Source organism: Actinoplanes sp. NPDC048967 (assembly GCF_040649415.1).
Classification (GTDB): Bacteria; Actinomycetota; Actinomycetes; order Mycobacteriales; family Micromonosporaceae; genus Actinoplanes.
Genome location: NZ_JBEZFL010000001.1, coordinates 1,288,602 through 1,302,672, shown reverse-complemented (window position 1 = coordinate 1,302,672; position 14,071 = coordinate 1,288,602). Strand labels below are relative to the sequence as shown.

The window sequence follows — 14,071 nt, the reverse complement described above, 5'->3', positions numbered from 1 at the left end:
TGCTCACATCCGGAAGACGCCAAAGGCGTCGGTGCCCGACACCGGCGCGGTGTGGATGGCGGACAGGGCGATGCCCAGCACGTCACGGGTGTCGCGGGGGTCGATGATCCCGTCGTCGTAGACCAGCCCGGACAGCACCATCGGCATCGCCTCGGCGCTGATCTGCGACTCGATCGCCTGCCGCATCAGCTGCGCGGCGTCCTCGTCGAACGGCCGGCCCTGGGCCAGCGCGGAGGCCCGGGACACCATGGTGCTCACGTCGGCGAGCTGCTGGGCGCCCATCACCGCGGACCGCGCGCTGGGCCAGGCGAAGACGAACCGGGGATCGTAGGCCCGGCCGCACATGCCGTAGTGGCCGGCGCCGTACGAGTTGCCGATGAGCAGTGAGATGTGCGGGACGGTCGAGTTGGACACCGCGTTGATCATCATGGCGCCGTGCTTGATGATGCCGCCCTGCTCGTACTCCGCGCCGACCATGTAGCCGGTCGTGTTGTGCAGGAACAGCAGCGGGGTGTGCGAGCGGTTGGCGAGCTGGATGAACTGGGCCGCCTTCTGGGCCTCGGCGCTGAACAGCACACCGCGGGCGTTGGCCAGGATGCCGACCGGGTAGCCGTGCAGCTGCGCCCAGCCGGTCACCAGCGAGCTGCCGTACAGCGGCTTGACCTCGTCGAAGTCGCTGTCGTCGACGATCCGGGCGATGACCTCACGCGGATCGAAGGGCGCCTTGAGGCCGGGCGGGACGATCGACAGCAGCTCCTCGGCCGCGTACCGCGGGGGTTTCGGGGTGGCCGTGACCGGACCGGCCGCCTTGCGCCAGTTGAGCCGCGCGACGACGCGCCGTCCGATCCGGATGGCGTCCTGCTCGTCGCGGGCGAAGTGGTCGGCCAGGCCGGACACCCGGGCGTGCATCTCGGCGCCGCCGAGCGACTCGTCGTCGGATTCCTCGCCGGTGGCCGCCTTGACCAGCGGTGGACCGGCCAGGAAGACCTTCGAGCGCCGCTCGATCAGCACCACGTGGTCACTCATCCCGGGCAGGTACGCGCCGCCCGCCGTCGAGTTGCCGAAGACCAGCGCGATGGTCGGGATACCGGCCGCGGACAGCCGGGTGAGGTTGCGGAAGACCGCGCCGCCGGGGACGAAGACCTCCTTCTGGGTGGGCAGGTCCGCGCCCCCGGACTCGACCAGCGAGATCACCGGCAACCGGTTGTGCAGGGCCACCTCATGCATCCGCAGCGTCTTGCGCAGCGACCACGGGTTGCTGGCGCCGCCCTTGACCGTCGGATCGTTGGCGATCAGCAGGCACTCCACCCCGCTGACCACGCCGATCCCGGCCACGACGCTGCCGCCGACGGTGAACGACGAGCCGTAGCCGGCCAGCGCGGCCAGCTCCAGGAACGGCGAGTCCTCGTCGAGCAGCAGCTCGATCCGCTCCCGGGCGGTCAGCTTGCCCCGGGCGTGGTGCCGGGCCATCGCCTTCTCGCCGCCGCCGGCCACCGCCCGGGCGGTCTCGGCCGTGATCTCGGCGAGCGCCTCCAGCATCGCCTGCCGGGCGGCCCGGGCCTCGTCGGTGGCGGGTTCGAGGGTGGACCGCAGGACGGTCAATGTTCCTCCCGGTCGGTCAGCAGTGCTACGGGAATCTCGACGTGCCGGGACCGCAGCCACTCGCCGAGGCCCTTGGCCTGCGGGTCGAAGCGGGCGTGGTAGGCGACGCCCGCGCCGAGGAGCCCCTCGACGACGACGTTGACGGCCCGGATGCCGGGGAGGCGGGTGATCCGGATGGGCATCGCGGCGGTCTCGGGGAGCAGCTCGCGGATGGTCTGTTCGGTGATCAGGGCGGCCAGCCACGGGTATGCGTCGTCGTCGCGCACCCAGAGGCCGATGTTGGCGTTGCCGCCCTTGTCGCCCGAGCGCGCCCCGGCCAGCGTGCCCAGCGGCATCCGCCGCGTCGGTCCGGGTCCGACGCGGATCTCGGGGCCGGCGGGTGCCGGCGGCTCGATCGGCGTCGGCCGGGTCGGTCTCTCGGGGCCGGCCGGTGCCGGCGGCTCGATCGGCGCGCGGCCGGCCGGACCTTCGGCGACCGGCGGTCCGCCGGCGTGGGGGCGGAGCGCCAGGGTGACCGGCGCCGGCTCGATCGATTCCACCGTGCCGTCGTGGTGGACGACCTCGTGCGCCGGGACGGCCTGGGGGACGAAACCCGCGGTGAAGACGCCGTACGGCTGGGCGCCGGCCGGTGGGGTGGTGCTGAAGAAGCCGGGGTACGACGAGAGTGCCAGCTCGACCGCGGCCTTGCTGAACGCGCGGCCCGCCACCTTCTCGTCCGGGTCCCTGGCGACCACGGTGAGCAGCGCGGACGCCTGCTGCTGGGTGGCCGCGTCGGCGGTGTCGAGCCGGGCCAGGCTCCAGGTCACCTCGGCCGGCGCGGGGCCGGGAGCGGCCTCGAACTGGCGGCGGAACAGCGCCGCCTTGGCCTCGATGTCCAGCCCGGTCAGCACGACGGTCAGCTCGTTGCGGTAGCCGCCGACGGTGGTGCACGAGACCTTCAGGTCAGGTGGAGGCGCCTCACCGCGTACTCCGGTGATCTCGACCCGGTCCGGGCCGGCCTGGCGCAGCGCCACCGTGTCGAGGCGGGTGGTGACGTCCGGACCGGCGTAGCGGGCATCGTCCACTTCGTACACCAGCTGGGCCGTGACCGTGCCGACGGAGACGGCCCCGCCGGTGCCGGGGTGCTTGGTGATGACGCTGGAGCCGTCCTGGTGCAGCTCGGCGATCGGGAAGCCGGGTCGCAGCGGGTCGCCGATCTCGGTGAAGAACGCGTAGTTGCCGCCGGTGGCCTGGGCGCCGCACTCGATGACGTGACCGGCGACCGTGGCTCCGGCGAGCGCGTCGAGGTCGTCGCGGCCCCAGCCGAAGTGGGCGATCGCCGGCCCGACGGTCAGCGAGGCGTCGGTGACCCGCCCGGTCACCACGACGTCGGCGCCGGCGGTGAGCGCCCGGGCGATGCCGAAAGCGCCGAGGTACGCGTGCGCGCCGAGCGGTGTGCCCAGGCCCAGCTCGCCGGCTCGGGGGGTGAGGTCGTCGCCGCGTACCAGAGCGACCCGGGCCGGGGTCCCCAGCTCGCGGATCGCGGCCACCAGGGCGGGCGGGTTGACACCGCCCGCGTTGGCGACGATCCGCACGCCGCGCTCCAGCGCCAGCTCGAGGCACTCCCGAAGCTGCAGCAGGAACGTCTTGGCATAGCCGGTCGCCGGGTCCCGCGCGCGGTCCCGCCCGAGGATCAGCATGGTCAGCTCGGCCAGGTAGTCCCCGGTGAGCACGTCCAGCTCGCCGCCGGTGAGCATCTCGCGCATGGCCGGGAGCCGGTCGCCGTAGAACCCGGAACAGTTGCCGACGCGCAGCATCTCGGGCCTCATGCCGACCGACCCTGGCACAGGTTCAAAAAACAAGCAAGCGCGCTTGTTTCTGCCCGGTGCCCTTCGCTAGCGTCGGCCCATGCGCCTCAACGAGGACCACCGTGCCTTCCGGGACAGCGTCCGCCGGTTCGTCGACACCGAGGTCAACCCGCACGTCGACGCCTGGGAGGCGGCCGGCCGGGTGCCCCTGCACGACCTGCTGCCCAAGGCCGCGGCCCTCGGTCTGCTCGGCCTCGAGTACGACGAGGCCTACGGCGGCGAGGGCGCCGACGCGAGCTTCCAGTTGGTCGCCGCTGAAGAGTACGGCCGGATGCACGCCACCGGGGTCGGAATGGCCATCGGCGTCCAGGCGATGATGGCCACGCCCTCGCTGCACGATTACGGTTCACCTGAACTGAAGGAGCGTTACCTGACCCCGGCCGTCGCCGGCACCGCGGTCACCTCGATCGCCGTGACCGAGCCGGACACCGGCTCGGACGTGGCCCAGCTGCGCACCCGAGCGGTCCGCGACGGCGACGACTGGGTCATCACCGGCCGGAAGGCCTACATCACCAACGGCGCCCAGGCCGACTGGCTCTGCCTGCTGGCGCGCACCTCGGACGAGGGCGGCTACCGGGGCATGTCCCAGATCGTCGTGCCCACGGACCTGCCCGGCTTCAGTGTGGCCCGCACCTTCGACAAGCTCGGCAACCGCTGCTCGGACACGGCGGAACTGGTGCTGGACCAGGTGCGCGTACCGGTCTCCAACACGATCGGCGAGGTCGGGCGGGGCTTCCAGCAGCAGATGCGGCAGTTCGTGACCGAGCGGATGTTCGCCGCGTACACCACGGTCGGTGGCTGCCAGTACGCCCTGGACCGTACGCGTCGCTTCGTCCTGGACCGGCAGGTCTTCGGCCGTCCACTCGCTGACCGGCAGTACGTGGCGTTCCGCCTCACGGAGCTTCAGGCTGAGGTGGACCTGCTGCGCAGCCACAACCTCGTGACGTGCGAGGCGCTGATGGCCGGCGAGGACATCACCCGGATGGCGACGGTGGCGAAGTTGAAGGCGGGGCGGCTGGTGCGGGAGGTGGCGGACTGGTGCCTGCAGTTCCACGGGGGGATGGGATATCTGGAGGACAACTGGACGGCCCGGCTGTTCCGCGACACGCGGCTCACGTCGATCGGGGCGGGGGCGGACGAGGTGATGTTGCAGGTGCTGGCCCGGCTCGACGGGCTGCCGGCCTGAGCGCGGTCAGGGGACGGGCCGGCCGTCCGGGCCGATGACGTAGCCGAACTGGGCGATCGAGCCGGCCCGATCGATCTCGTCCAGGACGTCGTCGCTGAACACGGTCATCGGGGGATCGCCGGCCCGGTTGCGCCAGCCGGCCATGCGGACGGACTTGTACTCGAGGTTGACTTCGCCGTTCTCCGTGTGGAAGCCGCCGTCGCGCTCGAACATGCGGATCAGCGGTTCGAACGGATCCTCCAGGCCCGGGGGGTAGGCGAATCCAGGTGTGGCGCTCAGCGCTGCCCAGTGCAGGATGAACGGAACCACCTGCCGGACGTTCCAGCCGCTGGACCGCACCGACTCCAGCAGCTCGTCGATCACGCCCCGGTCGGCGCGCACGTTCGGATCGACACACAGGGCGATGTCGAAGAACGGAACTTTGGTATCGCAGTCGTAGGCCGCTGCCCACCGGGCCGCTCGCCGGAAGTACTCCTTGAGCAGGACGGACTTCGACCAGGTCTTGTCGCCATGGCGTTCCCAGCCGACGGTGCTCAGGCGAGCTGCCACGGCCCGAACGGCTTCATCGGGGGTCATCGGCCCAATCCTCGCAGAGCCGCGTCGACGACGTCATCGAGGTTCGACAGATCGTCGGCCATCTGCAGGCCGGACCCATCAAGGCCGAACAGCCGCCAGTGATCGAAGGCGGCGTTGGGCCGCCACTCGTTGGGCGCCAGCTCGTGGGCACCCGGGTGGTCGCGGTTGATGATGCGGTCGCCGGCGGCATCGAAGGCATCCGGATGGGAAGACCGGTAGGGCACACCCGCTTCCATGAGTCTGTTCTCCACGTACTCGTGGGCGGCGAGGTTCCGGAAAGCCGCCATGTCGTCCGGGCTGAGTGTGCCCCGGGTGGCCCCGTCCCAGAGATCGGCGATGCGCTCGTCCGGGGTGAAGTACCCGCGCTCGACCCGGTTCGGGCCGAGTGAGACGTCGTGTTGCTGGACGAAGAGGTTCTGCCGCATCCGCTCGATGACTCCTTCGTCGATGCCGGTGTTCGCCGCGGCGCGGGGCGTGTCGTCCGCGCTGTCACGGATCCGCCGATACGCGTCAGCCGCCCGGTCGGAGAACCCCTCGCCGCTGTCGATGAAGTCGGAGCCGCGGGGGAAGTCGGGCCGGAACTCGCCCGGGTCGGTGCGGGCCAGGGCGCGATTGCGGCCGTTCAGGTCCGAGAAGATGCCGGCCAGGTCGTCCAGCTTGGTGCTGAGCCGGCGCAGGCTGCTGAGCAGGCCCCGGACGAAGTGCTGGATCCGGTTGACCCACCTGGCCACGAGGGTGGCGACCTGGCCGATGACCACCGGCGTGGCGATGCCCAGCGTCAGTCCGGCCTCGGCGAGCCACTGCGGCAGGCGGGCGGCGAGCGTACCGATGAACTCCGCGATCAGGTCGCGGACGATGCCCCGGACCAGGGCGACCAGCAGGCCCGCGCCCTCCACGGCGTACGAGATGCCCTGGGCCGCCGTGGCGAGTCCCTCCAGCACCTGCAGCTGCATGCCGGCGTGCGCGCGGTACGCGTCACCGGAGGCGCCGAACCAGCCGGACACCTCGGTGCGGAGGCGGTCGGTGTACTGCCGGTGGGCCTCGTCCGTGAAGGCCGCGACGTTCGACCAGGTGCGGCATGGGCGGCAACCTCGTCGGCATTGCCGGCGAGCCAGTCGAGGGCGTCCTTGAGGGGTTGGACGTGCTCCATCAGCCAGGCGACACCCCAGGACACCAGCGTGCCCAGCGGGTCGACCGCAAGGGAGAGCATGTCCAATGACGCGCCGACGCCGCCGAGTGTGCCGTCGACCCAGCTGTTGTCGCGGATGCCGTCGGTGATGGCGGCGGCGTCCTCCACCAGACCGAGGCCGGTGTACCAGGTCGTCGAGTCCTGGCTCTGCGCCACCAGCGGGTTGGCGCTCACAGGGGCAGTTCGAGGTGCTGGCCGGCCGCGCGTGTCCCGTGAGCGGCCGACTCGTCGGTGGCCGTCGTGCTGCTGACGACGGCCCGGAGGTTGTCGGCGGTCTCTCTCAAGGCGTCCTCGGCGTCGTCAAGAGCGCCGATCGCCAGGGCGAAGACCGGGCTCAGCAACGTGGGCAGGAACTGGCACAGCTGCCCGTAGGCCTGCGTGTCCATGGTGACCTCGTGCACCGCCGACCGGCCCTGCCGGACAGCGTCCGCGATCCCGTCGACGCTGCCCGCGTGCCCGCGTACGGCATCGGCCGGGAACTGGATTTCCTCACCGGGCATGGTCGTCGCCGGCCGGCGGCTCCGGGAACCGCTCCGCGAACGAGTGGATCACCGCGCGGCCGGTCTCGGTGTCGGCGCCGACGGTCTGCTCCACCTGGGAGGCGACGCGGGCGCAGAGCTGTGCCTGGGCGCGGCCGATCAGGCCCATGATCTCCCGGCTGAGCTGCGCTCCGGTCAGCTGGCCCGGCCGGTCCTCGATGTCGAGGCGTTCGAGCTGGCCGGCCGACCCGACGACGACGGAGATGGATCCGTTGCGGCTCCGGGCCTCCCCGGTCAGGGCGGCGACCCGGCGCGACAGCTCCACGGCCCGGGCGGCGTTCGCATCGACGCCGGCCGCCCACGTCTCGAGCCATTCCTCGGCCGAATCGATATCTCTCATGACATAGCCCCCCGATCTGCCGAACCCTAGGTCGATGGCTGCGACGCCGCAACCCCGTCGCGTGGCCCCCGGAAGAGCCGGACCGGGGTCAGGATCGGCCGAGGATCCGGATGGCGGGCCTGGCCTCGCGCAACGCCGAGATGTGAGCCGCGTCGACGGCCGTGTCCTCCAGGTCAACCTCTTCAAGCTCAGGTGAGGATCGCAACGCCGACAGGTCCGTCACCCGGGTTCCGGCCAGGCTCAGCTCCCGCAGCCCCGCCAGAGAGGCGAGCGGACCGACGTTCTCAACCGGAGTGTTGTCCAGACGGAGCACCCGCAGTCCCCGCAGGGCGGCCAGCGGCGTGAGGTCACGGATGCCGGTGTCGTGCAGGAACAGCTCCTGCGCGGCCGTCGCGTTCTCGATGCCTGCGGCCGATTCCAGAGCCGTGCCGCCGAGGTCGAGCCGTCGGGCCGCGGCGAACCACGGCAGGGCGGCGAGGCCCGTCAGCGACGTGATCGGCAGCCGGTCGACCGACAGCTCGGCCAACCCGGTGAGTCCGGCCAGCGGCTTCAGATCGGTCACCGCGCAGCCCGCCAGGTACAGCTCTCGCAGCTCGGTCAGAGCCGTGATCGGTTCCAGGTCGGTGATCGGCGTGTGCGCGATGTCCAGGACCCGAAGCCCGGTCAGCTCCCGGATCGGTTCCAGCGTGCGTACGCGGGTGGCCCGCAACCGCAGCACCCGCAGCTCTCCCGCGTGCTGGAGGGGCGCGAGGTCATGGATCCGGGTCGCGCTGACGTCGATCTCGCGCAGCCGCGTCGCATTCCGTAGCGGTCCCAGGTCGAGCACCGCCCGGCCCGGCACGATCAGCACCTCCAGGGCGGTCGCAGCGGTCAGGGGCTCCAGGTCCCAGGGCAGGCCGCCGGGGGTCCGGTGCGGGTTCGTGGTGCGCAGCCGCAGCTCACGCAGCCGCGGCAGCAGGCGCAGCGGTTCCAGGTCGGCCGGGGAGACGTTGACCAGGTCGACGACCTCGGCGTCCGGAGCCAGCCGGGTGCCGCCGAAATCCACCGGGGCGGTCACGGCGGGCCCGGCAGTGTGCGGAAGTGCGCGGCGAGCCAGTCCACCAGGGCCTTGTCCCGGGCCGGGTCGTGCAGCAGACGGCCGTATTTCTTGGTGGCTTCCGCGACCATCACGTCGGCGGCGCCCTTGTCCGACAGCGGGCCGCTCGGCAGCGGCTCCGAGTCGACCAGGCTGCCGACAATGCCCATGGCCCGGACCACGCTCTCGATGATGGTGATGTCCAGCGTGGTGAGCCGAGCGTGCGCCACGGCCTGGTGGTGGACGGTCATGTCGCAGAGTTTCGAGAGCTCCAGGATCAGCGCCTTGTCGGCGGTGAACGGCGCTTTGTCCTTCTTGGTCACCCACGCCTTGCGGACCCCGCGCAGCCACATGTGCGCGTCGGAGGCGGCGTCCCAGGCGTGCTGGACATGGTCACTTGCGATCTTGCGGACGGTGTCCGTCCGGGTGACGGCGGCGCCGCCCTTCTTGATGCCGGGCGTGAACGTGTGGCCGGCGAAGGAGCTGGTGCCCAGCAACCGGCGCGGAAGTTCCTCGTAGTGGGCCGCGTTGCCGACCTTGGCGGCCTCGTCCATGGCCTCGAACGCCGCGGTGCCGTAGTAGCCGAGATCGTCGACCGACCCGTGGCCCAGGTGGGCGGCCTCGTGGACCAGCGTGGACTTGCTCTCGGCGGGATCCTTGCCCTGCACGATGCCGACCAGCAGGTGCATCAGCTGCGTCGAGTGCTGGGCCCAGCCGCCGAGGAAGGTCTCCGGGTCGTCGAGGTTGTAGTCGGTCGTGACGTGCTTGTCGAGGTCGCCGGCGGCGGTGGCCAGCGCGGCCCGTCCGGCGGCGTACCGGGCCTTGGCCACGGTGTCCTGCGAGCCGAAGACGGCCTTCAGCCCCGCGGTGTCCCCCTCGGCCGTACGCATGAGGTCGCCGGCATCCTTCATCAGCACCTTCAGGGTGGCCCGGTCGGCCTTCTTCACCGTGGTGTGCGCGTCCAGCACGGTCTTGTAGATCTGGGTGCGGTCGGCCGGGTCCAGCGCCTTGTTGAACGCGGCCTCGCTGATCACCCCGGGTGCGGGAAAGATCTTGGCGACGATCGTGGCGGCGGCATCCTTGGACCGGAGCCGCTTCTCCTTGGCCATCCGGTCCAGCAGCTGCGTCACCGCGGTCTTGATGACGGCCTCGGGGATCCGCAGCTTCTTGTCGGTGTAGGCGGCCTTGAGGTCGGCGAACCCGGGCATCCGGGCCCGGACGTCGGCAGCCGCGAGCATCGCCGCGCCCCGGTGCCGCTGCCCGGGCACCAGCCGGTCGAGGGCGCCGGGCGTGGTCATCGCCGCGGTCAGAGCCCGGTTGCCCGCGAGACGCTGCATCGCCAGCATTCCCGTGGGCGCCTCGGCCGGGCCGTCGTGTTCGCGACTGCGGCCCTGATCGCCCACGGGGGCTCGGCCACGGTCGGCGCGCGGCCGTACCCGGGCCGGCACCGGCTCCCGTGGGTGAGCGGCGAACGTCGCCATGGGCCGACCCTATCGTCGCGGGCAGTGCCGCCCGAGGACATCGGGGCGATCCCGGGCGCCCGATCGGGCAGGAAGTAATGCCTTCCCGGGTGCCTGGCCGGGTGCTGCGCCGGTCGGGCCGGTGCGGTGACGCTCGGGGGATGACGGGCGCACGTCAGACGGCCGAGGGTGCGCGGGCTCAGGTGAGCGACGCCCTCGCCGCCGGCCGGCAGCGGACCGGCGGCGATCATCGGCGGCCGGTGGCCGGTCGGCAGGCCGTGCTCGCCCTGCAACGGGCCGCGGGCAACGCGGCGGTCGGTGCGCTGCTGGCGGCGCGGCTGCGGTCGCCCGGCGAGCAGGCCCGGACCGATGTCGATGCCGCGCTGAAGGAGATGCGCCGCGACGAACCGGCGGTCGACACGGTGGAGAAGGGGCTGCGCGCGGCGAAGGCTGTGGGCGTACCCGTCGATCTTGAAGGTCCGCGGCCGCCGGCGTCGGCGCTCGCGGTGACCACGACCGGGTTCGGGCCGGCTTCGGTCGCGCCGAAGGCGCCGGTGCCGCCGCCCAAGCCGGTGCCGGCCGTCAGCCCGCTCGGCAAGGCCGCGGCCGTCGTGCCCAGGCCGGGTGCGACTCGCGGCGGTGCTCCAAGCGCGGCGCCGGTCGCGGCCGCCGGCGGCGCTCCGCCGGCAACGGCTCCCGCCGCGCTCTCCCAGGACCAGCTTCTGCAGCCACCGGTCGCGCCGGCCGGCGTGCGGCCCGACGACGATCCGGCCTTCGCCCAGGTACGGCGCAACGTCAAAGGTTTCGCCCAGCAGAAGCGGGCCCACCCGACCGCGGCCGCCAAAGCGAAGGAGGCCCAGGACGCGGCGCTGGCGCCCAGCGACGACGTCACCGGGCAGGCCCGGGCGGCCAAGGTCGACACGATGGACGCCCAGCCGGCCGGCACCTTCGACAAGCAGGCCTTCATCGCGGCGGTGAAGACGGCCATCGAGGCCAAGTCACCCAAGACCCTGGAGGAGGCCGACACCTACCGCAGTTCAGGTAAGGCTGGTGAGGTCAAGGACAACATCAAGGGGCTGGTGACCCAGGGCAAGCAGGGCCAGGCCAAGGACATCGAGGCGGCGACGGCAGCACCGCCGGACACCTCCAAGGCGATCCCCAAGCCGGTCACGCCGATGGTCGAGGAACAGCCGGGGCCGGTGGCCGCGATCCCGGCCGCCGGCGCTGTGCCGAAAACGGCCCCGGCCGAGCAGGTCAATCTGGCCGCCGGCAAGCACCAGGCCGATCAGGAACTGGCCGACGCCGACGTCAGCGAGCCGCAACTGGCCCGGTCCAACGAGCCGGAATTCCAGCAGGCCCTCACCGACAAGCGGGCCGCGGCCGTGCATGCCGACACCGCCCCGGCCGAGTTCCGCCGGCAGGAACAGCAGGTCCTGACCCAGGGTCGGGCCGAAGCCGCCGCGCAGACCACCGCGGGCGTCGCCGGCATGCAGGGCGCCAAGGGGGCGGCGCTCGCGGCCCTGGTCGCCGGCAAAGGCAAGGCCAAGTCCAAGGACGAGGCCAAGCGGGCCGAGGTCACCGGCAAGATCCAGGGCCTCTTCGCCGCCACCGAGGCCGACGTGCGCAAATTGCTCGACGGCATCGACGCCAAGGTGGAGGCCGAGTTCAACCAGGGCGAGGCCGGGGCCCGGGCGGCGTTCGAGACGTTCGTCGCGACCAAGATGGCCGCGTACAAGAAGGACCGCTACGGCGGCTGGCTGGGCGGCTTCCGGTGGGCGAAGGACAAGCTGTTCGGGATGCCGGCGAAGGTCGACGAGTTCTACCGCGCCGGGCGCGAGCTGTACCTGCAACGGATGGACGGCGTCATCAGCCGGGTCGCGACCATCGTGGGCGGCGAGCTCACCGCGGCGAAGCAGCGCATCGCGCGGGGCCGAACCGAGATCACCGCGTACGTGCAGAGCCTGCCCACCGACCTGAAGAAGGTCGGCGCCGAGGCCTCGACGGAGATCGGCGACCGCTTCAGCCAGCTGGAAAGTGACGTCGACGCCAAACAGGAATCGCTCGTCGACACGCTCGCCACAAAGTATGTCGACGCGCGCAAGGGCCTCGACGAACGCATCGAAGCGCTGCAGGCGGAGAACAAGGGCCTGGTCGACAAGGCGATCGGCGCGATCAAAGCGGTCATCAACACGATCCGCGAACTCGTGGCGATGCTCAAGAACGTCCTGTCCCGGACGGCCGGCGTGGTCGGCGAGATCATCAAGAACCCGATCGGTTTCCTCGGCAACCTGATCGCCGGGGTGAAGGGCGGCATCGGAAAGTTCAAGGAAAACATCGTCGACCACCTCCGCAAAGGCCTGCTGGGCTGGCTGTTCGGCGCGCTGGCCGAAGGCGGCGTCGAGCTGCCGGAGACATTCGACGTCAAGGGGATCATCCGGCTCCTGGCCTCGATCTTCGGCCTCACGTGGGCCAACATCCGCAACCGGATCGTCAAGCAGATCGGCGCCCCGGCGATGGCGGCGGTCGAGAAGGGCGTGACGATCTTCCAGATCCTGGCGGCCCAGGGCGTCGGCGGGCTGTGGGAGATGCTGCTGGAGAAGCTCGGCGACATCAAGGAAATGATCCTGGAGAAGGTCCGCGACTTCGTCGAGGAGAAGATCATCGCGGCCGGCATCACGTGGCTGATCGGCCTGCTCAACCCGGCAGCGGCGTTCATCAAGGCCTGCAAACTGATCTACGACGTGGTGATGTTCTTCGTGACCAACGCGGGGCGGATCGCCCGCTTCGTGGACACGATCCTGGACTCGGTCGCGGACATCGTGCGGGGCAACGTCAGCGGGGTCATCAACAAGATCAACGACGTGTTGGGGCAGATGCTGCCGATCATCATCGGGTTCCTGGCCAGCGTGATCGGGCTGGGTGGGATCGGGCAGAAGATCCGGTCGATCGTGGAGACGCTGCAGAAGCCGGTGAACCAGGCGCTGGACTTCGTGATCAAGACGGGGCTGAAGTTGGCGGGGCCGGTGATCCGGGGAATGGCCGGCATCAGCGGCAAGGTGAGGGCCAAGGTCGCGGCCGGCAAGGTTTGGGCGAAAGGCAAGGCCGAAGCGGCGATGGCTCGGGTGAAGGGGACCGATGTCCGTTCCCTGGCGCGTCGTCGGGTGCTGGTGGCGTTCCAGGACGGGGCGAGTGTCGACAAGGTCCGCGGCGATCTTCCCGCCATCCGAGCCGACCTGGCGCCGCGGGGCCTCAAGCGACTCGAGCTGGGTCCGGTCGGTCCGGGGGGCGCCGTCGACGTCATGGCGGAGGCAAGTCCGTTTGATCGTCTCGTGAGCCTCATTCCTCGATACCTCAAGAAGCGGGAGGACGACGAGACCGGCAAGCTCAAGGAAGGAACGCCCCACGTCACGATGAAAATCACTCTGACGCTGGCCGACGCGACCGACCAGCTGCCGGCGGAGATGCGTGGCCGTCGGCCGTCAGGATCGCAGGTGGCTCGTGATGAGCAGGGCCGGCCGTTGAAGGACAGCAGCGGCCACTACGTTTTCACCGATGCGGTCCATGAGATGCCGGGTGTGGAGCTCGACAAATCGGCCAAGCCGAAGCGCGGACGCGCCCTCAGCTCCACCCAGCAGCGTTCCGGTGGTCTGATCGAGCCGCCGAAGCCGGGGGAGAAGACCCTGCGGATGGTCACTTTCAACACCGCTGAGGGAAGCAGCGTCCAGTCGAATGCAACGCATGCCGAGCGGCAATTGGCCAGCTGGCTCCAGAATGTGGCCGACGACAAGTGGCGGAGCCGGATACAGAGAATAGACGCGGAGATCAACTACAGCCCTTGCACCTTATGCAGCGTCGACCTCAAGACGATTGCCGTGCTGACGCCGAACGCCGAGGTGGCGAGCCGAGTGCTTTCCTGGACCCGGCCCTACATCGACAAGAAGCGGCAGGGAGCCGACAACCGCAGCACCACGAATGCATCGCTGGGGGAGATCGCCAGTGCCGGCTGGACGGTGACTCCGGGACACGTCGGCGAGGTGCCCACGGCGGACAAGGACGACAAACTGCTTGTCCCGAGCAAGAAGTAGTGCGGACGCGAGTGTCATCGCTCCTCGTGTCGTGTTCCTGACCGGTGTCAATTTGTACCCGGAGGTAACGGCCCGGCCGGTGCAGACTGTTGCGGGGGACCGACCGCTCCGGGGTCCGCCCACCGAGGCGGTGATCACCGTGCCGACGTTTCGACATACTGGCGCCACCGGG

The 14,071-nt window shown here is 70.8% G+C and carries 10 protein-coding genes; 2 read left to right on the top strand and 8 right to left on the bottom strand.

The window, feature by feature from the left end:
- Positions 1-3: 3 nt before the first annotated feature.
- Positions 4-1,602 carry an acyl-CoA carboxylase subunit beta gene (locus tag AB0C12_RS06010; RefSeq protein ID WP_360544642.1) on the bottom strand — a complete coding sequence of 533 codons (1,599 nt, stop codon included), beginning with the start codon at positions 1,600-1,602 and terminating at the stop codon, positions 4-6.
- Positions 1,599-3,410: an acyclic terpene utilization AtuA family protein gene (locus AB0C12_RS06005; protein WP_360544640.1), complete on the bottom strand. Its 1,812-nt coding sequence runs from the start codon at positions 3,408-3,410 to the stop codon at positions 1,599-1,601. The genes AB0C12_RS06010 and AB0C12_RS06005 overlap by 4 nt, the downstream gene beginning before the upstream one ends.
- 79 nt (positions 3,411-3,489) lie before the next feature.
- On the opposite strand from AB0C12_RS06005, the gene AB0C12_RS06000 reads away from it, so the two are divergent.
- Positions 3,490-4,635 (top strand): acyl-CoA dehydrogenase family protein, encoded by a 1,146-nt coding sequence (locus AB0C12_RS06000; RefSeq protein WP_360544638.1) that lies wholly within the window; start codon positions 3,490-3,492, stop codon positions 4,633-4,635.
- A gap of 6 nt (positions 4,636-4,641) precedes the next feature.
- Here the strand turns inward: AB0C12_RS06000 and AB0C12_RS05995 are convergent, their stop codons facing one another.
- From AB0C12_RS05995 to AB0C12_RS05970, 6 genes are all read right to left on the bottom strand, one after another.
- Complete coding sequence (locus AB0C12_RS05995; protein WP_360544636.1) at positions 4,642-5,211, bottom strand: hypothetical protein; 570 nt, start codon at positions 5,209-5,211, stop codon at positions 4,642-4,644.
- Positions 5,208-6,215: a hypothetical protein gene (locus AB0C12_RS05990; RefSeq protein ID WP_360544634.1), complete on the bottom strand. Its 1,008-nt coding sequence runs from the start codon at positions 6,213-6,215 to the stop codon at positions 5,208-5,210. The genes AB0C12_RS05995 and AB0C12_RS05990 overlap by 4 nt, the downstream gene beginning before the upstream one ends.
- Positions 6,216-6,570: 355 nt before the next feature.
- Positions 6,571-6,900, bottom strand: coding sequence for a hypothetical protein (locus tag AB0C12_RS05985; protein WP_360544632.1), 330 nt, complete (start codon positions 6,898-6,900; stop codon positions 6,571-6,573).
- Positions 6,890-7,279, bottom strand: a complete 390-nt coding sequence (locus tag AB0C12_RS05980; protein ID WP_360544630.1) for a hypothetical protein — start codon at positions 7,277-7,279, stop codon at positions 6,890-6,892. The genes AB0C12_RS05985 and AB0C12_RS05980 overlap by 11 nt, the downstream gene beginning before the upstream one ends.
- An 88-nt stretch (positions 7,280-7,367) precedes the next feature.
- The gene (locus tag AB0C12_RS05975) at positions 7,368-8,336 is read right to left on the bottom strand and encodes a leucine-rich repeat domain-containing protein (RefSeq protein ID WP_360544628.1); all 969 of its coding nucleotides are present in this window, start codon (positions 8,334-8,336) and stop codon (positions 7,368-7,370) included.
- Positions 8,333-9,835, bottom strand: coding sequence for a hypothetical protein (locus AB0C12_RS05970; protein ID WP_360544626.1), 1,503 nt, complete (start codon positions 9,833-9,835; stop codon positions 8,333-8,335). Before AB0C12_RS05970 ends, AB0C12_RS05975 begins: the two co-directional genes overlap by 4 nt.
- Positions 9,836-9,975: 140 nt before the next feature.
- Here AB0C12_RS05970 and AB0C12_RS05965 point away from each other — a divergent pair, with 140 nt between their 5' ends.
- Complete coding sequence (locus AB0C12_RS05965) at positions 9,976-13,899, top strand: hypothetical protein (RefSeq protein WP_360544624.1); 3,924 nt, start codon at positions 9,976-9,978, stop codon at positions 13,897-13,899.
- The last annotated feature ends 172 nt before the right edge of the window (positions 13,900-14,071 follow it).